This is a genomic window from Embleya scabrispora (assembly GCF_002024165.1).
Classification (GTDB): domain Bacteria; phylum Actinomycetota; class Actinomycetes; order Streptomycetales; family Streptomycetaceae; genus Embleya; species Embleya scabrispora_A.
The window spans coordinates 2,895,834-2,918,127 of sequence record NZ_MWQN01000001.1; the positions used below are offsets into that span (position 1 = coordinate 2,895,834).

Here is a 22,294-nt window from a genome sequence, read left to right on the forward strand (position 1 = left end):
CGTTTCGAACATGCGCATCGGAGAACTGGCTGAGCGCGCGGGGACCAGCACGCGGGCCCTGCGCTACTACGAGCAACGCGGCCTGCTGTCGGCCCGTCGGACCAGCAGCGGCTATCGCGACTACGACGAGGACGACGCCCGACAGGTGCGCGAGATCCGCGCGCTCCTGGACATCGGTTTCGACCTGGAGGAGACCCGGCCGTTCGTGGAGTGCCTGCGCGCCGGGCACGACGCGGGCGACGAGTGCCCGGCGTCGCTGGCGGTATACCGCCGCAAACTGGCCGAACTCGACGCGTGCATCGACCGCATGCAGGCCATCCGGGCACACCTGGCCGGCCAACTCGAACAGACCGAGCGGGCGCACGCCGGCGGCGGCTCCGCCGAGCGGGCGCCCGGGCCGGCCACGCCCGCGGTCGCCGCCGCCGCGACGCTGCCCGAACCGCCGGAACCCCGCTGCACGCTGACCTCCGGGCCGCCCGCCGCGCCCACCGCGTCCACCAAGGAGTCCCGATGAGTGCTCACGTCCCCGACGTCCGGGACGCCGATTTCGACGCCGCCGTGCTGCGTGCCGACCGGCCGACCCTGGTCGAGTTCACCGCCGACTGGTGCCCGCCGTGCCGCCAGATGGTGCCGGTGCTCGAACAGATCGCGATCGAGCGGCCGGACCTGGGCGTGGTCAAGCTCGACGTCGACCGCAACCCGGCCACCGCGGCCCGCTACGGCGTGTTGTCCATGCCGACGTTCCTGCTCTTTCGCGACGGGGAGCCGGTGAAGCAGTTCGTCGGGGCCCGCCCCAAGCGCTGGATCCTGGCCGAACTCGCCGACGTGATCGACGCCGGGCCCGCCCGCGCCCGGTAGATTCCGAGGATGGCCGGCGCCCCCAGGATCACCTTCACCACCGACTACGGTCTTGCCGACGGTTTCGTGGCCGCGTGCCACGGAGTGATCGCCGGCATCGCGCCGGCGGTACCGGTGGTGGATGTGACCCACCAGGTGCCGCCCGGCGACATCCGGCGCGGCGCGCTGGTGTTGGCCCAGACGGTGCCGTGGTTCCCGGCGGGCAGCGTGCACGTCGCGGTGGTCGACCCCGGTGTGGGCACCACCCGACGGGCGATCGTGCTGCGGGCGGGCGGGCACCTGCTGGTCGGGCCGGACAACGGGCTGCTGATCTGGGCCGCGCGCGAACTCGGCGGGCCGACGGAGATCCGCGAGATCGCCAATCCGGCACTCACCCTGGCCCGGGTCTCGCGGACCTTCCACGGCCGGGACGTGTTCGCGCCCGTCGCCGCCCACCTCGCGGCGGGCACCCCGTTCGCCGAGGTCGGGCCGGCCGTGACCGACCCGGCCGCACCGGCCGAGCCCGTGCCGGGCGAGGTGCTGACCGTGGACCACTTCGGCAACGTGCAACTCGCGCACTCGACGGCCGATTTCGCCGGCGCCGACACGCTGCGGATCGAGGTCGGCGGGCGCGTGCTGACGGCCCCCCTGCGCGGCACCTTCGGCGAGGTGGCCGCGGGGGAACTCGTCGCGTACGCGGACTCCGCCGGCTTCCTGGCGATCTCGGTCAACCGGGGCGACGCGGCCGGCCTGCTCGGGGTCCGCGCCGGTGACCGCATCGACGTCCGTCCCGGGTGAGGACCGCCTACTTCAGGGTGGGCTGCTGGTTCTCGAACCAGACCTGGTCCAGCGCCGCCTTGCAGCTCTCCCCGGCGGCACAGGTGAGCGCGACGTCGTTCGAACCCTCGTTGAGCTGCACCATGTTCCAGGTGCCGGTGACGGTGTTCGTGCCGTAGTTCTTGAGCTTGGCCTTGTTGGTCGTGTCCTTGCCGTTGACCAGGATCGACAGGTTCTGCTGCTCGGAGGTCGTGTTGAGGAACTTCACCGCCAGGTAGTAGGTGCCCTTCTTCGGCACCTCCACCTTCCACGTGATCGTCGCCCCCGGGGCGGACATGTCGATCAGGCCCTTGCCCGAGGACGAGGCCACGCCGGCCACCGCGACGGCGCCGCCGGAGGGCGAGGCGTCCTCCGCCTCCACCATCGCGAACTTGCCGCCGGGCGCGGTGGTCGGAGCCGAGGACGGCGGCGCGCTCTGCGAGGGGCCCGCGGTGGTCTGCGTGCCGGCCGTCGTGGCCGGCGTCTTCGCCTTGTCGTCCTTGCCGTTGTCGCGCGTCAGCAGCAGGCCCGCCACCACGCCGATCACCACCAGGACCGCCACCGCCGCGCCGATCATCACGCCGCGACCACCACCACCACCACCGCCGCCGCCGTGCGACTGCCGGGGCTGCTGCGGGGGCTGCGCGCCGCCGTGCTCGTGCTGGGCCGGGATCGCCGCCTGCGGCTGGGTGTGCGGGGGCGGCTGGGCGTAATTCATCTGCCCGACCTGCACATATTGCGGCATCATCCGATTGGCGGAAGAACCGTACGCACCGGTCGTCCCTGTCCCGTCGGCCGCTTCCTCACCCGGCGCCGGCCGATAGAGGTACCCGTACGGGTCTTCAGGTTCACCGTTGGTACCCGCCGTCATCGGGTAGTCCTCCCTACGTGCGCCAGGCCAGGCTTTGTCAATACCAGGCATCACACTAACGGGCGACGGGTGCGACAAGTGGTGGTGTCCGCGTGACGGGACTGTCACGAAAACGCCCTACCGAGGCGTACGGCAGCCGACCACCCCCGAAACACGGCCGAGCCGCCGACCGCACAAAACCCACCCATCAGGTGACCGAATTCACCCACAATGACCAAAACCGCAAGGAAGCGAGCGACACGGCACGGCGCCCGGCCGCGGGGCCGTACCAATCCGGCCGATGCCTGCGAACCCCAGCCTGTACGCCCCACGGCCGAGCGGGCGGGCAGCGCCGAACCGAGCCGACCACAGCGCACCCGCAACCCGCGCGACGAACGCCGCCCCTACCCGGCCCGCCGCTGCGCACGATCCCGCCGACGCTTGTTCGCGTACATGTGCTCATCGGCGATCCGCAGCAGATCCTCGGGCTCGGCCGCCTCCTCGGCCCAGCCGATCCCGAAGCTGGCCCCCTCCAGCGGCACCGCCAACCCCTCGGCCGGAATCGGCACGGACAACGCACGGCGCAACCGCACCGCCATCTCCTCCGCCTCCTCCCGTCCGATCCCGTCGGCCAGCACCACGAACTCGTCGCCGCCGAGCCGGGCCACCGTGTCCCCCTCGCGCACCGCGGCCGTCAACCGCTCGGCGACCGCCTTGAGCACCACGTCGCCGATGTGGTGGCCGAAGTTGTCGTTGATGTGCTTGAACCCGTCCAGGTCGCAGAACAGCAGCGCGACGCCGCGACGCTCGGCGGCGGGCGGCTCGTCGACGACCACCACCGCGCCCTCGGGCATGCTCAGGATCGCGCCGGCGGGTACGGCCCACTCGTCCGCGTACGGCTCGTGCACGTCGCCGCCCGGGCCGGCGGCCGGGAGCCCGGCCTTGAGGCCGAACCGGGCGGCGAGCCGGGCTCGCAGCTCGCGCCCGTTCGGCAGCCCGGTGAGCGGATCGTGGCTGGCCTCGTGCACCAGCGCCTGCTCACGCTGCTTGCGGTCCTCGATGTCCTCCACGTGGGTCAGCCCGAACCGCAGATCGCCGAGCCCGTCGGCCACCTGGGAGGTGCGCAGCGAAACCCACCGGTACGTTCCGTCGCTGCGGGCCAGCCGCAGCTCGGTACAGCCCGCCACCGGCACCGTCCCGCCCAGGTGCCCGCCGAGCAGCGGCCGATCCTCCGGATGCGCCAACGCGCCGAGCCCGAGCCGCTTGAGCACCGGCGCCGGGTAGCCCAGCATCCGGCACAGCGCGTCGTTGGCGCGCAGCAGCTGGCCCTGCTCGTGGCCGCGCACGCCGGTCATCACCATGCCGCTGGGCGCGTACTCGAATGCCTGCCGGAAGCTCTCCTCGCTGGCCCGCAGCGCGAGCTGCTCGCGCTCCAGGCGGGCCACCGCGCGCTGCATGTCGCTGCGCAGACGCGCGTTGTCCACCGCGATCGCCGCCTGTGCGGCGAACATGCCCAGCACCTCGCGCCGCCACGGGGCGGGCCGCAGGCCGTCCACCGGCAGGTCCACCGACAACACGCCGACCAGGTCGCCCTCGGGCGTGTGCAGCGGCGCGAGCAGCGCGTCGCGCGGATGCCACGCCTCGGGGTGGTCGGGAATCGGCAGGTCGGGTATCCAGCTCGGGATGTCGCCCACGTCGGCCTGCCCCGAGCGGTGCCCGAGGAAGCGCAGCGGCCCCCAGGGCTCGGCGGCGGCCAGGATGCGGTCCCAGCCCTCGCGCGAGCCGATCTGGCCGGCCATCGCCTTGCGCAACTCGTCGTTGCCGGCCACCGCGGCGACCTCCAGATCGGCGTCGGCGCGCACGAGATTGACCGCTGCCACGCCGAACCCCAGGCCCGAGACCACGCCGTCGACGACGGCCTGCAGGGTGTCCTTGAGGTCACGCGTGGCGTTGAGGTCGGCGACGACGCGGTTCAAAAGGCGCAAAGTCGCCAACCGGACGTGGGTCTCCGTCTCGGCTGTCATGGGTCTCCCCCAGGGGTCGACGCCGGTGTCTTCTGAACAGATATCGTCCGTTTACCAGAGAAACTGAATCACAGCGGGCTTCGCGTTGGCGACGTTCCGTCATCGATCAGACTGTCACTGTGAGCCACCTCACGCTTCATACCGTATCGAGTCGGACCGCCGAACCGCCCCGGAATCGCGTCCTCCGCCGGCATCCAAGGCGCATCGTACGAGGCCGGCGCCCATTTACGGGAAATAACCCCAGGGTTCGCGGGATATACCTGACGACCAATCAGAAACCAATCGGAAACCGATCGGGCGCTCCGGTGTGCGTCAGCACATTGATGCACAGCACATCCGGGTCCGCTCGGGTGCGCTCCGACGCCGCATACCCTTGATCCGTGTCCCCGCCACTCCCGCCTCCCGTCGATCCGGCCGACTTCAAGGCCGCGATGTCCCGATTCGCCGCCGGCGTGGTGCTGATCACCGCGATCGAGGGCGACCTCGACGACGGCGGGCCCGTGGACGACGTGGGCATGACCGCGACCGCGTTCATGTCGGTCTCCCTGGAACCCCCGCTGGTGCTGATCAGCCTGCGCCGCGAGGCGCGGATGCGCGACGTGCTGGACGAACAACCGCTGTGGGCGGTGTCCCTGCTCTCGCAGAGTCAACGCCACGTCGCCGGCCGCTTCGCCATCCCCGGCCGGATCAGCGACCGGCTGATGTTCGCCGACATCCCGCACCGCCGCGGCCCGGTGTCCGGCGCGGCGCTGGTCGGCGGCGCGCTGGCGACCCTGGAGTGCCGCACCGACCAGGTCGTCGAGGCGGGCGATCACATCCTGTACGTCGGCGAGGTGCTGCGCGTGGACCTGCCCAGCCCCGAGGGCCTGCCCCTGGCGCACTTCCGGGGCCGCTACCGAAGCCTGGGCTGACCGCGTCGCTACGCACCCGGCCGCGGTCCCGGGCGCATCAGTCCGTCCGCCGTCACGGAGGCGACCGGTCGGCCGGCCCGGGTGAACACCCGGATCCGCCCGTGCATGCGCCCGTCGCCCGCGTACTCGCTCGCGCAGCGCAGCAGCAGCCACTCGTGCGCCGAGAACGGCTCGTGGAAGGTGATGTTCTGGGACAGCGCCACCGACATCGACCGCCCACCGCGCCGCTCCAGTTCGGCGCGCGAGTACGGCCGCAGCGCGACCGGGCCCAGGAAGCCCTCGGTGGACCAGGCCAGGATCGCCCGGGCCGTGGTCACGGTGTCCGGGACCGCCGTACAGCGCGTCCACAGGTCCAGGCGTGGCGGCCCCACCGACTCCGGCGCCAACGCCGCCGCGCCGCCGGCCGTACGCACCTCCCACGGCAACATCGGCACCGACACCTCGGCGCACTCCTCCGGCCCGGGCACCCCGGCCGGCAGGGCATCGGCGTGCCGCACCAGTTCGGGGCCGGCCACACCCAGCGTCACGAACGCCCGGTAGTGCTCGGCGGCGCCCTGCCGGAAGCCCACCTGGAGGATCGCCGCCGACCGCCCCTCGTGCAGCCGCTCGACCCGGACGTCCACCGGCGCGGTCGGATCCCCGGCCCGGGGGAAGACCCCCTGGAGGGTCTGCACCGCCATGTGGGGGACCACCCGCTCGGCGGCCACCACCGTCTGCGCGAGCACCTGCGCGCCGAGCGTGCGCGGGATCGGGGTCACCAGGTTGCGCGCCCGGAACCGGGTGAGCGCGGCGTCCGGGGCGACGCATTCCCCCGGATCCCCCGGATCCCCCGGATCCCCCGGATCCGCCGCCGCGAGCCGGTCCAGGTCCAGCACGTCCACCAGGTCGGCCGCCGCGATCGTCGGCCATGTCGCCACTCCACCGGTCATCCGCGCATGATCGCAGTCCGCGGCCGGATCTGATAGACCGTCAGATGTACGGAACGATCACCGCGTGGCGCCCTTCCCGGTGAACTTGACCACCAGCGAGACCAGGAACGCCGCGACCGCGATGCTGATGATCCAGCGAAGCCAGTCGACCCCCTTGGTCTCCTCGACGCCGAGCCCGGCGGCGATGCCGTAGCCGATCAGGGTGCCCACGATGCCGACCGCCATCGTGGCCAGGAAGCCGATCTTCTGTTTGCCGGGCAGAAACAGCCGGCCCAGCGCGCCGATGATGATGCCGGCGATGATCAGACCTACGAACGTCATGGGATTCCTCCAGCCGGCCGCAGCCGTACAAAGTACGACTACCCGGACTTTTCCGGGCAGGTGTCTCCTGTTCCCCACGTTCCCCGCGCGTTAACGCGAACGCACCCACGTCACAAAGCTCTAAGGTGGTTGCGTCCGCCGGGTGGCCACGGTGCAAAATGGTCCGGTACACGCCCCGATAGCTCAGTTGGCCAGAGCACGCGCCTTGTAAGCGCGGGGTCGTCGGTTCGAACCCGACTCGGGGCTCCCAGGGGCCGTCCTCCGTGCGATCGCCGGATGGCGGCCCGCTTTCGTCGGTCCGGTAGGTGCGGCCGGGCCCGCTCGCCGGTCGGCGGCGGGGCTCAGCGGCGGCGGTCCGGCGCCGGACCGGTCGAGCCGCGGACCACCAGTTCGGGGCGGTAGATCAACTCGGTGCGCGGCGCCCGCCCGCCGCCGATCTCGTCGAGCAGCGCGCGCACCGCCGCCGCGCCCATCGCCTGCACCGCCTGCCGCACCGTGGTCAGCGGCGGGTCGGTGAAGGCCACCAGCGGCGAGTCGTCGTAGCCCACCACCGAGACGTCCTGCGGCACCCGCAACCCCCGCTGGCGCGCGGCCCGTACCGCGCCGAGCGCCATCAGGTCGCTGCCGCACACGACCGCGGTCGCCCCCCGGTCGAGCAGCGCGCCCGCCGCCGCCTGGCCGCCCTCCACCGAGAACAACGACCGCTCGATCCAACCGTCGGCCTCCGTCACCCCGAACCGCTCGGCGAGCCCGCGCCGAAAACCCGCGATCTTGCGCGCGGTGGGCACATACCGCTCGGGCCCGACCGCGAGCCCGATCGCGGAGTGCCGCAGCGAGGCCAGGTGCCCTATCGCCAACTCCACCGCGACCGCCTCGTCGCTGGAGATGAACGGCGCGTCCACACCCGGGGCGAAGCCGTTGACGAACACCATCGGCAGGCCGCGCTCGACCAGCCGCAGATAGCGCGACATGTCCGCGCCCGAGTCCGAGTGCAGGCTGGAGACGAAGACGATCCCCGACACCCCGCGCTCCAGGAGCAGTTCGGTGTAGTCGTCCTCGGTGACCCCGCCCGGGGTCTGCGTGCACAACACCGGGGTGTAGCCGTGATGGGCCAACGCCCGCTCGATGACCTGCGCGAACGCCGGGAAGATGGGATTGTCCAACTCCGGGAGCAGCAGCCCGACCAGGCCCGCGCTGCGCCGGCGCAGCCGGGCGGGCCGCTCGTACCCGAGCACGTCGAGAGCGGTCAGGACGGCCCGCCGAGTGTCGTCCGCAACCCCGGGTTTGCTGTTCAGAACCCGACTCACGGTCGCCTCGCTGACCCCTGCCTGCGTTGCGATGTCCGCCAGCCGAGCCTTCATACGCAGAGCCTAGTGACACTTTCAGCAGGATTTCGCAGGGGTTTGCGGGTCCCGCAAAACATTTCGGGCGAAGCCGACTGCTGACAGATCACGTGCGCCCGGGTACGGTGAAGCGCAGTCCGTCCTCGAATGGACTAGACCACTGTCCGCCGTCACGGACAGGCACCGCACGGGTACTTCACCCTCCACTCGGATCGTCCGGCACGTTCCTGCCGGTGGAAGGACACATCACCATGGCCACGGTCAGCTACAAGCAGGCGACCTGTACCTACAAGGGCGCCGAGCGCCCGTCCGTCAACGCGCTCGACCTGGAGATCGCGGACGGCGAGTTCCTGGTCCTGGTCGGCCCCTCCGGTTGCGGCAAATCCACCTCCCTGCGCATGCTCGCGGGTCTCGAGGAGGTCACCGGCGGCTCGATCCACATCGGCGACCGCGAGGTCACCAACCTGGAGCCCAAGGACCGCGACATCGCGATGGTGTTCCAGAACTACGCGCTCTACCCGCACATGACGGTCGCCGAGAACATGGGCTTCGCGCTGAAGATCGCGGGCGTCGACAAGAAGCAGATCCGGGCCAAGGTCGAAGAGGCCGCGAAGATCCTCGACCTCACCGAATACCTGGACCGCAAGCCGAAGGCCCTCTCCGGCGGTCAGCGCCAGCGTGTCGCGATGGGCCGTGCGATCGTCCGCGAGCCCCAGGTCTTCCTGATGGACGAGCCGCTGTCCAACCTCGACGCCAAGCTCCGTGTCCAGACCCGCACCCAGATCGCCGGCCTCCAGCGCCGCCTGGGCATCACCACCGTCTACGTCACGCACGACCAAGTCGAGGCGATGACCATGGGCGACCGCGTGGCGGTGCTCAAGGACGGCCTGCTCCAGCAGGTGGACACCCCGCGCAACATGTACGACCGCCCGGCCAACGTGTTCGTGGCCGGCTTCATCGGCTCGCCCGCGATGAACCTGATCGAGGTCGACCTGGCCGAGGACGGCATCCGCTTCGGCGACGCGGTCGTCCCGGTCTCGCGCGAGGCCCGCGAGGCGGCGGTGGCCGAGGGCGCGGCCAAGGTGACCCTGGGCGTGCGCCCCGAGCACCTGAAGATCAACTCGGCCGAGGGCCTGAGCAAGGGCGGCAAGGGCCTCGCGGTCTCCGTCGACGTGGTCGAGGAACTCGGCTCCGACGCCTTCGTCTACGGCTCGGTCACCCTCGACGGCACGGAAAAGCCCCTGGTCGTCCGCGTCCCGGGCCGCAGCGTCCCGGAAAAGGGCTCGGTCCTGCACGTGGTCCCGACGGTGGGCGAGACGCACCTGTTCTCCACGAAGAGCGGCGAGCGACTGCACGACTGACCGATCCGGCACACTCGCCGGCGGCGCCCGACGGCGCCGCCGGCGAGTGTCGTCCCGGACCGGGGGGCCGTCAGGGGTGAGACTCGGTCCATGGAGCGTATGACCGAGACCGAGTGGCGGGGCTTTTTGTTGGCGGGGCCGCCGCGCACCGGAAAACTTGCCACCGTACGTCCCGACGGTCGGCCGCACGTGGCGCCGGTCTGGTTCGACCTGGACGATCGCGGCGACACGGTGGAGTTGGTGTTCACCACGTTCGCGTCCTCGGTCAAGGGGCGCAACCTCGCCAACGATCCGCGCGTGAGCCTGTGCGTGGACGACGAACGGCCGCCGTACGCCTATGTGGTGGTCGAGGGCGAGGCCCGACTCTCCGTCGACCCGGTCGACCTGCGCGTCTGGCCGAGCCGGATCGCCGCCCGCTACATGGGCGCCGACAAGGTGGTCGAGCGCGAGCCCGTGAAGGGCGAGCAGGTGGTGCACGTGCACATCCACCACGTGGTGGCGGACCGGAACATCACGGGCTGAGCCGGCCTTTCGCGCGTTCATGCCGGCGGAGGTCTTCGACGACCGCAACGCGCGCCGCCCGCACATCCGGTATGCCATGCCACAGGACCCGCACATGTCGTGCGGGTCCTGTGGGTGGCGTGGGGGTGGCCGGGTGGCTCCCGATGCCCAAGGGGCGGTCAGCCCAGCAGGCCGCCCAGGGGCTTGGTACCGCTGCCGTTGGACTTGGGGGAGCCACCGGAGCCGCCGGTGTTCGAACCCGTCGAACCCGTCGAACCCGTCGAGCCCGTGGGGCCGGACGCGGCCGGGGCCGAGGCCGGAACCGGCTTCCTGTCCGTGGCGTCGGCCGGGGTGGATTTGGCCGTGCCGGCGCGGGCGCTCGGCTGCGGGGTGGTCGCCGCGCGCGGGGTGGTCTGCGCGGCGGTGCCCTCCTTGACCGGACCGGCCGCCGCCGAGGGTTCGACCACCGGCGGTCGGGGCTGACCGGGCACCGCGCCGGCCGGCTGTCCGGCGGCGGGGGCGACCGGGGCCGAGGATCCGGCGGGCCGACCCGGCTCGCCGATCCGGCCGGTGTCCGACTCGTCGGGGTGCCGGTGGCCGCCGCCGAGCAGTGAGCCCGCGAGCAGCGTCGCGCCGACTCCGGCGAACGCCAGCATCGAGCCGTAGCCGAGCTTGCGCCGCCGGGCCCGGACGGGGGTGACGATGGGACCGCGCCAGGTCCGCAGCGACAACCACGCGTCCGCCGAGTACATCGGCGCGCCCGCGAGGGCCAGCGGGCTGAACGCCGCCAGGAAGACCAGGTAGGGCGCGTGGTACGGCGAGGAGCCGGTGCCCACCGCGATCAGCACGCCCAGCGAGAGCAACATCCCGAGCAGTCCGGCCAGCCGGGTCCACAACCCGAGCACCACCGCGAAGCCGACCACCACTTGGCCGAAGGCGAACAACAGGCCCGCCCCGATCGCGTGGTCGGCGGCCAGGTCCATCACCGACGGCGACAGACTCCCGTCACGCAGCACGCCGATGCGATGCCCGAACGAGTCGCTCGACCCCGGATCCAGGAAGCCCGGCGCGTAGAGCTTGCGCAGCCCCTCGACCAGGAACGCCCCGCCCAGGAACAGCCGCAACGGCAACAACACGGTGCCGGCCTGCACACTCCCTCGGCGCGCATGCGTGGCCGCCGCGACGGTCCCGTCCCGCTCACGCACATCCGTCCCCGGACCGCGCCGGGCAGGCGCCACGCGCCGCCGGGACCCGTCGTCACGAATCACCGGGAGCCGCGTGGTCGCGTCGTCGTCCGCCCGGTCACGCGGCCCGGGCACAGGTTTGGGGGCGGTGCCGATCCGGGGGCCGGCGATCACCACCCGCAGGGTCTTCGTGGGGGTGGCGACCGCCGCCGGATCGCCGGGATCACGCACCGCCGCGGGCGAGGGCAACAGCCCGACAGCACCGCCGAAGCTGCCTTCCGATCTGGTGTCCACGAACCACTAACCGCCCAAGCCCCCCCAAGGATGCGGCCCACCACGTAATACCCCATGCAACCCACAAACCCCCAAACCTCCCGCTACACTCCGCCCCGCACCCCAACACGGCAACGCAAGCGGGAAGCCCACAACCCCCCGAAACACAGACCTCCCACCAAAACAACCACGCTGCCCAACACAACCTCCGACCACCGGCAGCGGCGCAAGAGAACACTCGAACCGACCCCACCGGCAAGCCTCTTCGAGCGGGCCGGGCGTTTTCGGCAGGCGTTGCGCCTGGGTCGGGCGGGCCGGTCCGGGGCTGGTCCGAGTCGATGGCGGGCCACCGCCGGCGCTCGGAGCTCCGAGCCCCGGGACTCTCGACGAGACGCGCGTATGGCTCGGCGAAAACCGGCCGGCAGCGGCGGGCGCTCGGGTCGAGTCCCCCGGGGAGGCTTCCCGAGTGGGCCGGGCGTTTCCGCCGGACGTGGCGTTTGTGGCTGCGGGCCGGCCGGTCCGGGGCTGGTCCGAGTCGATGGCGGGCCACCGCCGGCGCTCGGAGCTCCGAGCCCCGGGGCTCTCGACGAGACGCGCGTATGGCTCGGCGAAAACCGGCCGGCAGCGGCGGGCGGGGAGGGCGCTCGGGTCGAGTCCTCCGAGGAGGCTTCCCGAGTGGGCCGGGCGTTTGCGGCGGACGTGGCGTTTGTGGCTGCGGGCCGGCCGGTCCGGGGCTGGTCCGAGTCGGTGATGGGCCGCCGCCGGCGTTCGGGGCTCCAAGCCCCAGGGCTTTCCGCGAGACGCGCGTATGGCTCGGCGAAAACCGGCCGGCAGCGGCGGGCGAGGAGGGCGCTCGGGTCGAGTCCCCCGGGGAGGCTTCCCGAGTGGGCCGGGGCGCTTCGAGGGTGTTTGGAGAGGAGTACGGGCTCGAAACCGGATCGCGATGGGTGGTTGTGGGCTTCGAGCTTCGGTGACCTGCGGTTTTGTGGGGGCGGGGTGAAAAGTCGGGCGTCGAGTGCCGGTTTCGTGCGCACCCACCCCCTCAGCGCCCGTGGGGAGACCGAAATCGCCATGTCGGGGTCGGCTTGGAGCGCTGTGACCTCGCATAGGCCGTCGAGGAGACGGAAAGTGCCCAGCGGGAGTCGAAACCGGATCCCGAGGCACCCGAAACCGCCGCCGCTGGCGCTGACCTGCGGTTTTCTCTCACGTTGAGGCTCCGGCACCCCACGCAATCCGGCTTCGCAACCCTTCGTCATCCACATGCCACCGCCCGCCGGAAACGCCCGACCCACTCAGGAAGCCTCCCCGGGGGACTCGACCCGAGCGCTCTCCCTGCCCCCCGTTGCCAGCCGGTTTTCGCCGAGCAACACGCCCGTCTCGCCGGGACCGATGTCTCGGAGCCCCGAACGCCGGCGGCGGCCCATCATCGACTCGGACCAGCCCCGGACCGGCCGGCCGCAGCCACACACGCACCGCCCACCGCAAACGCCCGACCCACCCGGGAAGCCTCCTCGGAGGACTCGACCCGAGCGCCCTCCCCGCCCGCCGCTGCCGGCCGGTTTTCACCGAGCGATGCAGCCGTCTCGCAGAGAGGACCGAGCCTCGGAGCCCCGAACGTCGGCGGCGGGCCACCATCGACTCGGACAGACCCCGGACCGGCCGGCCGCAGCCACAAGCGCAGCGCTCGCCGAAAACAGCCGGCCCACTCGGGGAGGGGCCAGTGGGCCCGGCCCGGGCGGCCTCGAGCGCTCGTCTCGGTCGGCTGGTTCCCTGCCTACTTCGCTCCCCGCCTCCGGGCCACCTCGTAGAGCACGATGCTTGCCGCCACGCCCGCGTTCAGGGACTCGTTGCCGCCGGCCATCGGGATTCGGACCGTGATGTCGCACGTTTCCTGGACCAACCGGCCCAGGCCCTTGCCCTCGGAGCCGACGACCACCACCAGGGGGTCCGTGGCCGCGGCCAGTTCGTCCAGGGTGATGTCGCCGTCGGCGGCCAGGCCGACCACGGTCAGGCCGGCCTTCTTGTACGCCTCGAGGGCTCGGGTGAGGTTGGCTGCTCGGGCCACCGGCATGCGGGAGGCCGCGCCTGCCGAGGACTTCCAGGCGCCGGCGGTCATGCCGGCCGCGCGGCGCTCGGGGACGACCACGCCGTGGCCGCCGAAGGCCGCCGCGGAGCGGATCACCGCGCCGAGGTTGCGCGGGTCGGTGACGCTGTCGAGCGCGACGACGAGGGGCGTTTCGGCGCGGTCGTGCGCCTCCACCACGAGGTCGTCCGGGTGGGCGTACTCGTACGGCGGCATCTGGAGCACCAGGCCCTGGTGGATCGCGCCGTCGGTCATCCGGTCCAGCTCGGGACGCGGGATCTCCATCAGCGGGATGCCCCGCGTGTTGGCGATCTTCATCGCCTCGCGCACCCGGTCGTCGCTGTCGATGTACTGCGCGATGAACAGCGACGTCGCCGGCGCGTCGGCGCGCAGCACCTCGAGCACCGAGTTGCGGCCCGCGACCAGCTCCGACGCGCTCTTGCCGCCGCGTCCGGGACGCCCGCCCGCGGGACGCCTGGCCGCGGGCGCGGCGGCCTTGCGCTTGGCCGCGGCGTTGGCGGCGCGCTGCTTCGCGTGCCCCTTGCGCATCTCCGCGGGCGGTGTCGGCCCCTTGCCCTTCAGCGCCCGGCGGCTGTGCCCACCAGTACCGACCGAGGGCCCCTTCTTGCTTCCCTCGTTGCGCTTGTTACGGCGCTCCGTGTTGCCGGCCATGACGGGTACATCCCTTCGATTGCTTCACGTTGCGATCCCCGGTCGCCCGAGGGGCAACCGCTCCAGCCGTTACAACCGTACGGCCGGTCCGCCACCTCGTGGCGTTCCGGCCGTACGGCGCGTTCTCGTCGGGCCCTTCCGGGCCCTTGTCGACTCAGTCCCGGTGCAGCGTCCACCGGGGCCCGTGCGGTGTGTCCTCCACCACGATCCCGGCCGCCGTGAGGCTGTCCCGGACCGCGTCGGCGGCCGCGTAGTCCTTGCGCGCCCGCGCCGCCTCGCGCTGCCCGAGGGCGAGCTTGACCAGGTGGTCGACCACCCCGCGCAACTCGTCGGAGCGACCGCCGGCGGCGCCCGCCGTCCACTGCTCCGACAGCGGGTCCATGCCGAGCACGCCCAGCATCGCCCGTACGTCGGCCGCGTGCCGGACCACCGCGTCCTTGTCGCCCGCCGCCAGCGCGGTGTTGCCGTCGCGCACGGTGTTGTGCACGACCGCCATCGCCTGCGGCACACCCAGGTCGTCGTCCATCGCGGCGGCGAACACCGCCGGCACGTCGGCCGTCGGCTCGATCGCCCCGGTCTGTTCGCCGGCCCGCTCCAGGAAGCCCTCGATCCGCCCGAAGGAGACCTCGGCCTCGCGCAGTGCCTCCTCGCTGTACTCGATCATCGACCGGTAGTGCGGGGTGGCCAGGTAGTAGCGCAGGACCAGCGGCGACCAGCGCTTGAGCATCTCGGAGACGAGCACCGAGTTGCCGAGCGACTTGCTCATCTTCTCACCGCTGAGGGTGACCCAGGCGTTGTGCATCCAGTAGGCGGCGAACGCGTCGCCCGCCGCCTTGGACTGGGCGATCTCGTTCTCGTGGTGCGGGAACACCAGATCCAGCCCGCCGCCGTGGATGTCGAACGCCGCACCCAGGTACTTGTGCGCCATCGCGGAGCACTCCAGGTGCCACCCCGGACGACCGTGTCCCCACGGCGTCTCCCACGACGGCTCGCCGGGCTTGGCCGCCTTCCACAGCGCGAAGTCGCGCCGGTCCCGCTTGCCCGCCGCGCCCGTGCCCGCGTCCTCCGCCTCGCGCATCGCGTCGGGCTTCTGGCCGGACAGCGCCCCGTAGGCCGGGAACGAGGAGACGTCGAAGTACACGTCGCCACCGGACGGATAGGCGTGCCCCGTGGCGATCAGCCGGTCGATCATCGCGACCATCTCGGGGATGTGCCCGGTCGCCCGGGGCTCCACGGTCGACGGCAGGCAGCCGAGCGCGGTGTACGCGTCGGCGAAGGCCCGCTCGTTGGTCTGCGCGACCTGCCAGTAGGGCACGCCCTCCGTGCAGGACTTGGCGATGATCTTGTCGTCGATGTCGGTGACATTGCGGCAGAACACGACGTCGTTGCCGCGGTGGGCGAACCACCGGCGCAGCACGTCGAAGTTCAGCCCCGATCGGATGTGCCCGATGTGCGGAGGTGCCTGCACAGTGGCACCACACAAGTAGATCGAGACCTGTCCCTCGACAAGCGGCACGAAGTCCCGGACCGTGCGGGTGCTGGTGTCGTACAGGCGCATGCTCACACGCGCAAGCTTAGAGCGTCGGGACGGCGCGGCGTGCGCCGTTATCCCTCGGTTCCACCGGGGGTCGCCGCCCGGTCACCGCCCGACCGGCACCACGAGCGCGGTGGCGATCGCGGCCACTCCCTCGGCCCGCCCGGTCAGCCCCAGACCGTCGGTGGTGGTCCCGGACACCGACACCGGCGCGCCGGCCGCGGCCGACAGCGCGGCCTCCGCCTCGGCCCGCCGCCGCCCGACCTTCGGCCGCACCCCGATCACCTGCACCGCGATGTTGCCGATCTCGAATCCGGCCGCGCGCACCAGCCGCGCGGCCTCGGTCAGCAGCGTCACCCCCGACGCTCCGGACCACTGCGGCCGCGAGGTGCCGAAGTGTGCGCCCAGATCGCCGATGCCCGCCGCCGAGAACAACGCGTCGCACGCGGCGTGCGCGACCACGTCGGCGTCGGAGTGCCCGGCCAACCCGGTCTCCCCGGGCCAGAACAGCCCGGCCACCCACAACTCGCGCCCCGCCTCGAAGGCGTGGACGTCCACCCCGATCCCGGTACGGGGCAGGACCACCCGAGCCGCGTGCTCACCGGACAACGTCGATCTCCGAACTCTCCGCGGCGCCGTCCGCCCCGTCGACGCGCGCCTGCGCGGCCCGCTCCGCCCGGCGCTCCAAAAGCGCGCGGGCGAGCAACAGGTCGAACGGCCGGGTCACCTTGAACGCCTCTTCGGAACCGGGCACCACCACGACCGTGCCGCCGGTGCGCTCGACCATCCCGGCGTCGTCGGTCGCGCCCTCGGCGCCGAACCCGTCGGCCTCGGCGTGGGCACGCGCCAATACCGCCCGCCGAAAGCCCTGGGGGTCTGTACGGCGCGCAACAACGATCGATCGACCGTGCGCACCACGGTCTCCGCGCCGTTCGCCGCGGCGACCTCCTTGACCGTGTCGACCACGGGCAACGCGGGCACCACCGCGTCGGCCCCGTCGGCGACGGCGGCGATCACCGCCTCGACCACGTGGGCCGGCACGAACGGACGCGCGGCATCATGCACGAGCACGATGTCGTGATCGGCCGGCACCGCCGCGAGGGCGAGCCGTACCGATTCCTGGCGTGTCGCACCGCCCGCGACCACCCACACGGGTGATTCCACGGGCAGTTGCGCACGCAAAAGCTCCCGGACACCGGCGACACCGTCCGGCGGTGCGGCGACCACGACCGCGGTTACCCCGCGGGCGGCCAGCAGCGACCGGACGGCGTGCACCAGCATCGGGATGTCCCCAAGCTCACGCAACGCCTTGGGCGCACCGGGACCGAGCCGTTCACCACGCCCTGCAGCGGGCACAAGGACCGCAGTGTTCAACGAAGTCCCCTCAAACCACCCGGGCGCCGACGCCACATGGCGCCGACACCGCACCGGCGGATCCGTCCGTCATCGACGGGCGGATCCTACGGCTCAGGAAGCCAGGACCTCGTCGAGGATGGCCTCGGCCTTGTCCTCGTTCGTGTTCTCGGCGAGCGCCAACTCGCTCACCAAGATCTGCCGAGCCTTCGCCAGCATGCGCTTTTCGCCTGCCGACAGGCCGCGGTCACGCTCGCGGCGCCATAGATCGCGCACGACCTCCGCGACCTTGATAACGTCACCGGAGGCGAGCTTTTCCAAGTTCGCCTTGTAACGTCGTGACCAGTTCGTCGGTTCCTCGGTGTGCGGAGCACGCAGTACCTCGAAGACGCGGTCGAGCCCTTCCTGGCCCACCACGTCCCGAACACCGACGAATTCCGCGTTGTCCGCAGGCACGCGGACGGTCAAATCACCCTGGGCGACCTTCAACACCAAATAGGTCTTGTCCACACCCTTGATCGTGCGCTGCTCGATCGCCTCGATCAGCGCGGCCCCGTGATGGGGGTAGACCACGGTGTCGCCAACCTTGAACGTCATGTGACAGGTACCCCTTCCGTGGCTTTCTAGGGTAACACGGGACACGCCCCTACTGAATGACGTTTCCGCAGGTCAGGGCCTTAGTCGGGGCTTGACAAGCGGCCTGTGGGCGTGCTGGGACAGGGAACCCCACACCTGTAGGACTCGAACAAACGGGGCAAACGACGCGTCCCGGGGGTGCGTCGGCCGCTCTCGCACAACCCATATGTCCCACCCGCCTCACCGGAGTCGGGCCGATCCCGGCGGCATCCGCCGACTCCGCCCCGGCGAAGCCGCCGCTCGGCGCGGTGAGCCGCGTACGAGTCGTCCTCCCGGCCTGAGTACGCTGTCACCGGTCATCGTGACCGGTCCAGGATCCGAGATCTTCAAGGAGATGCCGCCGCCGTGAGCCGCAGCCTTCGACGCGGCGCCCTCGCCGCCACCGTCGCCGTCGTCCTTCCCCTGGCCGCGGGCTGCGCCAGTGGCAAGGAAGCCGAGACCAGCAAGGTCAAACCCGACACGGCCAATACGGCGTTCGGTTCGCTCAAGATCCAGAACATCCAGCTGGTGACGAGCGACCCGGGCAAGAACCTGGTCGCGCTCGGTGGCGCGCTGTTCAACGAGGGCTCCGCCCCCGAGACGATCACCAAGGTGACGGTCGACGGCGCGGGACAGGCCCTCGGCGGCCCGCTGACCATCCCGGCCGGCGGCGCCGCGTACCTGGTCGACCGCCCCCAGGGAATGGCCGCCGACGACCCGCAGGGGCGCGTCTACCTCGGTCCGCTGGTCTTCCCGAACGCCGCCAAGGTCGAGGCCGGCTCGTTCCGCCGGGTGACCTTCGCGTTCGGCACCGCCGGCGAGACCTCGCTGGACGTCTCGGTACACGCCCCATCGGGCTACTTCGCGCAGCTGAAGCCGACCCCGGCCTTCACCCCGCCGCCGCCCGCGCCGCCGACCTCCTCGGCGCCGACCACCGCGCCGCCGAACACCGCGCCCGCCACGGCCCCGGCAGGCGGCAACGGCGCCTCCGGTACCCCGCGCAACAGCGCGTCGGCCCCGGCCGGCGGCTGACGCCGTACCCGCGACGCGGGACACGGGCACATACGACGGCGCCCGCGCCGCCTCCCGGACACCGGGGGCGGCGCGGGCGCCGTCGTCGTACGGGGGGCCGGAGCGGCCCCGGCCCGATCAGGGCTCGAACTTGTACCCGAGACCGCGCACGGTGACCAGGTAGCGCGGGGCGCCCGGGTCCGGCTCGATCTTGGCTCGCAGCCGCTTCACGTGTACGTCCAGCGTCTTGGTGTCGCCCACATAGCCGACGCCCCAGACCCGGTCGATCAACTGCATCCGGGTGAGCACCCGGCCCGCGTTGCGCAGCAGCACCTCGAGCAGGTCGAACTCCTTGAGCGGGAGATCGATCCGCCGACCCTCCACGGTGACCCGGTGTGCCTCGACGTCGAGCCGGACCGGACCCGCCTCGATCGCGCGCGGCTCGTCCGTCTCCACCCCGCCCTGGCGGCGCAGCACGGCACGGATCCGGGCGATCAGCTCGCGGGTCGAGTACGGCTTGGTGACGTAGTCGTCGGCGCCGATCTCCAGCCCGACCACCTTGTCGACCTCGCTGTCCTTGGCGGTCACCATGATGACCGGCACGTTGGACTTGGCCCGCAGCCCGCGGAAGACCTCGGTGCCCGGCAGGCCGGGCAGCATCAGGTCGAGCAGGACCAGATCGGCGCCGCCCTGGTCGAACAGCTCCAACGCCTCGGGGCCGGTGGCGGCCACGGCCACCTCGAAGCCTTCCTTGCGAAGCATGTACGACAGCGCGTCGCTGAAGGACTCTTCATCTTCGACGACGAGCACACGGGTCATCGTGATGCCTCCATGGATGGGGTCGACGATGTCATCGACATCGATTGAGAGGTACTGGACTTGAAGGGCAGCACCAGGGTGAAGGTGGATCCCACACCCTCCAGGCTGCGCACGGTTACCTCTCCCCCGTGGCCCGCCGCGATGTGCTTGACGATGGACAGGCCCAAGCCGGTACCGCCGGTGGCCCGCGAGCGGGCCGGATCGACGCGGTAGAACCGCTCGAAGATGCGATCCAGGTCACGCTGGGGAATTCCCAGGCCCTGGTCGGAAACGGTGATGACGGCCATCCGCGCCTCTGCTCTGACCTCGATGTCGACCCTCGTCCGCGCAGGACTGTAGTTGACGGCGTTCTCGACCAGATTGCCCAGGGCCATCACCAGTTGATTGTGGTCCCCCGGCACGATCAGCTCCCGATCGCCCCCGATCGCGAGGGTGATCTGCTTCGACTCCGCCGCCTGTCGGCAGCGATCGGCGGCCTCGGCCACGAGGTCGTCGAGCGGGACCGGGCCGACATGGTGCAGCGGATGGTCGTTCTGCACCCGGGACAGGTCGATCAGCTCCTGGACCAGATTGGTCAGCCGGGCCGACTCGATCTGCATCCGACCCGCGAAGCGGATGATCGCCTCGGGGTCGTCGCTGGCGTCCATGACCGCCTCGGCCAGCAGCGACAGCGCGCCGACCGGGGTCTTGAGCTCGTGGCTCACGTTGGCCACGAAGTCACGGCGCACCGCGTCCACCCGGCGCGCCTCGGTACGGTCCTCGACCAGCAGCAGCACCAGCCGAGAGCCCAGCGGCGCCACGCGCGCGGACACCTCGAACTCGTGCGCCTCGCCGTCGGCCCGGGCGAGCAGCAGGTCGCGCTGCCTTATCTCGCCGTCGCGCCTGGTCTCCTTGGCCATCGCCAGCAGGTCCTCGGGCACCAGTTGGTCACCGCGCACCAGACCGAACTTGTAGGCCGCGGAGGACGCCTTCACGACGGTGTCGAACTCGTCGAGGACCACGGCGGAGGAACGCAGCACCGACAGCACGGTGGCCACTCCGGGCGGCAGGGAAGGGGCCGCGGCGGGCGCCGCGGCCGTACCTCTGCCCTGGGCCCGCTCACTCCAGCGGAAGGCCAGGGTGCCGGCCACACCGACGGCCAATCCGGATACAGCGGCCAAAGCGGCGGCGGCAACGTTCACGTCCACATGTTCCAGGGTAGAGCTGACCCGAACGGGTGAAACCGTCCAGAGGGTCCGTCGTGCAGATCTTCATGTGTCGTTCATCCGTGCGCCACGCCCGTCACCGGTGATCGTTCGGAGGTCGTCATGTCCGACCCGCAGACCCCGCCTCAGCCGAGGGCCCCCGTGCCGGGCTGTAACTGCCCGTCCAGTTGCGGCTGCGGCTGTAAGTCCGGTTCCGCGTGCAATTGTGGCGGCAGCTGCGGCCGCTGAACCGGCGCTCGGGCCGATGAGCCCGGCCCGTGCGGAGCGCCCGACCCCTTCCGTGACAGGTGGGCGCTCCGCGCGGAGCCGATCGGGCCTTCACCCGATGTTCGGAATCACTTCCGGCCCTGGTTCTTGACCGCTTCGATCGCGGCCGCCGCGGCCTCGGGGTCGAGGTAGCGGCCACCCGGGGTGACGGGGCGCAGATCCGCGTCCAGTTCGTACAGCAGCGGGATGCCGGTGGGGATGTTCAGGCCGGCGATGTCCGCGTCCGAGACGCCGTCCAGGTGCTTGACCAGCGCGCGCAGCGAGTTGCCGTGCGCGGCCACCAGGACCGTGTCGCCGCCGAACAGATCCGGCACGATCGCGTCGTACCAGTAGGGGAGCATGCGCTCCACGACGTCCTTGAGGCATTCGGTGCGCGGGCGGATCTCCACCGGCAACGACGCGTAGCGCCGGTCGGCGAACTGCGAGTATTCGTCGTCGTCGGCCAGCGGCGGCGGCGGGGTGTCGTAGGAGCGGCGCCAGAGCATGAACTGCTCCTCGCCGAACTCCTCCAGGGTCTGCTTCTTGTCCTTGCCCTGGAGCGCGCCGTAGTGCCGCTCGTTGAGCCGCCAGGAACGCCGCACGGGCAGCCAGTTCAGGTCGGCCACGTCCAGCGCGAGCTGGGCGGTGCGGATCGCGCGGCGCTGGAGCGAGGTGTGCAGCACGTCGGGCAGCACCCCCGCGTCGAGCAGCAGCTGCCCGCCGCGCGCGGCCTCCTTCTCCCCCTTTTCGGTCAGGTCGACGTCGACCCAACCGGTGAACAGATTCTTGGCGTTCCATTCGCTTTCGCCGTGGCGAAGAAGTACCAGTTTGTACGGAGCATCAGCCATGGCAAGGAGCGTAATCCACCCCCGGCAGCCCTACGGCGCGCGGTTCTCCGGGGCCGCGAAGCGGGCGAAGGCCTCCAGGTTGCGCAGGGATTCGCCGCGTTCGACGCGCCAGTCCCATTCCCGGCGGATCGAGGTCGCGAAGCCGATCTCCAGGAGGGTGTTGAAGCTGTCGTCGGCGGTCTGGAGCACCACGCCCAGGATCCGGTCGATCTCCTCGGCGCTCACCGCGGCCAGCGGGAGCCGGCCGTTCAGGTACACGTCGCCGAGTTTGTCCACGGCGAAGGCCACCCCGTACATCCGCACGTTGCGCTCGAGCAGCCAACGGTGGAAGGCGGCGTGGTTCTCGTCCGCGTGCCGGATCACGAAGGCGCTCATGGCCAGGCTGTGCGCGCCCACCGTGAGGGCGAGCGCCGTCTTGAGCTTGCGGGTGCCCGGCAGCACCGCGACGAACGTGTACGGCGCGGACTGCTCCCACTCGACGCCGGCGTCCTCCAGGGCCGCGCGCACGGTGTCCGCGGCCCGCTCTCGTTCGGCTTCCACGCCCTGCCCCATTCGTCG

General features: G+C 71.6%; 21 protein-coding genes, 1 tRNA gene and 1 pseudogene. 8 read left to right on the forward strand and 15 right to left on the reverse strand.

Annotated features, from left to right (window positions below; genetic code table 11):
* Positions 1–10: 10 nt before the first annotated feature.
* From B4N89_RS12690 to B4N89_RS12700, 3 genes are read left to right on the forward strand one after another with little or no spacing between them, the layout of a single operon-like run.
* Positions 11–514 carry a MerR family transcriptional regulator gene (locus B4N89_RS12690; protein WP_078975963.1) on the forward strand — a complete coding sequence of 168 codons (504 nt, stop codon included), beginning with the start codon at positions 11–13 and terminating at the stop codon, positions 512–514.
* Complete coding sequence (locus B4N89_RS12695; protein WP_078975964.1) at positions 511–858, forward strand: thioredoxin family protein; 348 nt, start codon at positions 511–513, stop codon at positions 856–858. The genes B4N89_RS12690 and B4N89_RS12695 overlap by 4 nt, the downstream gene beginning before the upstream one ends.
* A gap of 9 nt (positions 859–867) precedes the next feature.
* Positions 868–1,635 carry an SAM hydrolase/SAM-dependent halogenase family protein gene (locus B4N89_RS12700; protein WP_078975965.1) on the forward strand — a complete coding sequence of 256 codons (768 nt, stop codon included), beginning with the start codon at positions 868–870 and terminating at the stop codon, positions 1,633–1,635.
* A 7-nt stretch (positions 1,636–1,642) separates the two neighbouring features.
* Here B4N89_RS12700 and B4N89_RS49750 read toward each other — a convergent pair whose 3' ends face one another.
* A complete protein-coding gene (locus B4N89_RS49750) occupies positions 1,643–2,371 on the reverse strand; it encodes a CBM35 domain-containing protein (RefSeq protein ID WP_161500707.1) in 729 nt (242 codons plus the stop codon).
* Positions 2,372–2,907: 536 nt separating this feature from the next.
* The gene (locus tag B4N89_RS12710; protein WP_078975967.1) at positions 2,908–4,527 is read right to left on the reverse strand and encodes a diguanylate cyclase domain-containing protein; all 1,620 of its coding nucleotides are present in this window, start codon (positions 4,525–4,527) and stop codon (positions 2,908–2,910) included.
* Positions 4,528–4,958: 431 nt separating this feature from the next.
* On the opposite strand from B4N89_RS12710, the gene B4N89_RS12715 reads away from it, so the two are divergent.
* The gene (locus B4N89_RS12715) at positions 4,959–5,438 is read left to right on the forward strand and encodes a flavin reductase family protein (protein WP_078979315.1); all 480 of its coding nucleotides are present in this window, start codon (positions 4,959–4,961) and stop codon (positions 5,436–5,438) included.
* An 8-nt stretch (positions 5,439–5,446) separates the two neighbouring features.
* Here the strand turns inward: B4N89_RS12715 and B4N89_RS12720 are convergent, their stop codons facing one another.
* Both B4N89_RS12720 and B4N89_RS12725 read right to left on the reverse strand, forming a co-directional pair.
* Complete coding sequence (locus B4N89_RS12720; RefSeq protein ID WP_235618593.1) at positions 5,447–6,367, reverse strand: acyl-CoA thioesterase; 921 nt, start codon at positions 6,365–6,367, stop codon at positions 5,447–5,449.
* A 57-nt stretch (positions 6,368–6,424) separates the two neighbouring features.
* Entirely contained in the window at positions 6,425–6,688 is a 264-nt protein-coding gene (locus B4N89_RS12725) for a GlsB/YeaQ/YmgE family stress response membrane protein (RefSeq protein WP_078975968.1), read from the reverse strand.
* A 172-nt stretch (positions 6,689–6,860) separates the two neighbouring features.
* Between B4N89_RS12725 and B4N89_RS12730 the strand changes: the two genes are divergently transcribed.
* A tRNA-Thr gene (locus B4N89_RS12730) sits at positions 6,861–6,934 on the forward strand.
* A 95-nt stretch (positions 6,935–7,029) separates the two neighbouring features.
* Here B4N89_RS12730 and B4N89_RS12735 read toward each other — a convergent pair.
* The gene (locus B4N89_RS12735; protein ID WP_078975969.1) at positions 7,030–8,049 is read right to left on the reverse strand and encodes a LacI family DNA-binding transcriptional regulator; all 1,020 of its coding nucleotides are present in this window, start codon (positions 8,047–8,049) and stop codon (positions 7,030–7,032) included.
* A 233-nt stretch (positions 8,050–8,282) separates the two neighbouring features.
* On the opposite strand from B4N89_RS12735, the gene B4N89_RS12740 reads away from it, so the two are divergent.
* Both B4N89_RS12740 and B4N89_RS12745 read left to right on the forward strand, forming a co-directional pair.
* On the forward strand, positions 8,283–9,392 hold the full coding sequence (locus tag B4N89_RS12740; RefSeq protein ID WP_078979317.1) for an ABC transporter ATP-binding protein: 1,110 nt from the start codon (positions 8,283–8,285) through the stop codon (positions 9,390–9,392).
* 90 nt (positions 9,393–9,482) lie between these two features.
* Positions 9,483–9,914, forward strand: coding sequence for a PPOX class F420-dependent oxidoreductase (locus B4N89_RS12745; RefSeq protein ID WP_078975970.1), 432 nt, complete (start codon positions 9,483–9,485; stop codon positions 9,912–9,914).
* Between the two features lie 158 nt (positions 9,915–10,072).
* On the opposite strand, the gene B4N89_RS12750 is transcribed toward B4N89_RS12745, so the two are convergent.
* The 6 genes and pseudogenes from B4N89_RS12750 to B4N89_RS12775 form a co-directional block, all read right to left on the reverse strand.
* Positions 10,073–11,371 carry a TQO small subunit DoxD gene (locus B4N89_RS12750; protein WP_078975971.1) on the reverse strand — a complete coding sequence of 433 codons (1,299 nt, stop codon included), beginning with the start codon at positions 11,369–11,371 and terminating at the stop codon, positions 10,073–10,075.
* 1,753 nt (positions 11,372–13,124) lie between these two features.
* Positions 13,125–14,105: a 23S rRNA (guanosine(2251)-2'-O)-methyltransferase RlmB gene (rlmB, locus tag B4N89_RS12755; protein WP_078975972.1), complete on the reverse strand. Its 981-nt coding sequence runs from the start codon at positions 14,103–14,105 to the stop codon at positions 13,125–13,127.
* Positions 14,106–14,259: 154 nt separating this feature from the next.
* Positions 14,260–15,669 (reverse strand): cysteine--tRNA ligase, encoded by a 1,410-nt coding sequence (gene cysS / locus B4N89_RS12760; RefSeq protein WP_078975973.1) that lies wholly within the window; start codon positions 15,667–15,669, stop codon positions 14,260–14,262.
* Positions 15,670–15,744: 75 nt separating this feature from the next.
* Positions 15,745–16,248 (reverse strand): 2-C-methyl-D-erythritol 2,4-cyclodiphosphate synthase, encoded by a 504-nt coding sequence (ispF, locus tag B4N89_RS12765; RefSeq protein WP_078975974.1) that lies wholly within the window; start codon positions 16,246–16,248, stop codon positions 15,745–15,747.
* Positions 16,238–17,049 (reverse strand): annotated as a pseudogene (gene ispD, locus B4N89_RS12770) (2-C-methyl-D-erythritol 4-phosphate cytidylyltransferase). Before ispD ends, ispF begins: the two are co-directional and overlap by 11 nt.
* A 57-nt stretch (positions 17,050–17,106) precedes the next feature.
* Complete coding sequence (locus B4N89_RS12775) at positions 17,107–17,589, reverse strand: CarD family transcriptional regulator (RefSeq protein ID WP_020552233.1); 483 nt, start codon at positions 17,587–17,589, stop codon at positions 17,107–17,109.
* 384 nt (positions 17,590–17,973) lie between these two features.
* Here B4N89_RS12775 and B4N89_RS49755 point away from each other — a divergent pair, with 384 nt between their 5' ends.
* Positions 17,974–18,639 (forward strand): hypothetical protein, encoded by a 666-nt coding sequence (locus B4N89_RS49755; RefSeq protein WP_078975975.1) that lies wholly within the window; start codon positions 17,974–17,976, stop codon positions 18,637–18,639.
* Between the two features lie 117 nt (positions 18,640–18,756).
* On the opposite strand, the gene B4N89_RS12785 is transcribed toward B4N89_RS49755, so the two are convergent.
* The 4 genes from B4N89_RS12785 to B4N89_RS12800 form a co-directional block, all read right to left on the reverse strand.
* Entirely contained in the window at positions 18,757–19,437 is a 681-nt protein-coding gene (locus B4N89_RS12785) for a response regulator transcription factor (RefSeq protein ID WP_078975976.1), read from the reverse strand.
* A complete protein-coding gene (locus B4N89_RS12790; protein ID WP_235618594.1) occupies positions 19,434–20,624 on the reverse strand; it encodes a sensor histidine kinase in 1,191 nt (396 codons plus the stop codon). Before B4N89_RS12790 ends, B4N89_RS12785 begins: the two co-directional genes overlap by 4 nt.
* A gap of 353 nt (positions 20,625–20,977) precedes the next feature.
* Entirely contained in the window at positions 20,978–21,736 is a 759-nt protein-coding gene (locus B4N89_RS12795; RefSeq protein ID WP_078975978.1) for a phosphoglyceromutase, read from the reverse strand.
* A 30-nt stretch (positions 21,737–21,766) separates the two neighbouring features.
* Positions 21,767–22,288 (reverse strand): YbjN domain-containing protein, encoded by a 522-nt coding sequence (locus B4N89_RS12800; RefSeq protein WP_078975979.1) that lies wholly within the window; start codon positions 22,286–22,288, stop codon positions 21,767–21,769.
* Positions 22,289–22,294 lie beyond the last annotated feature (6 nt).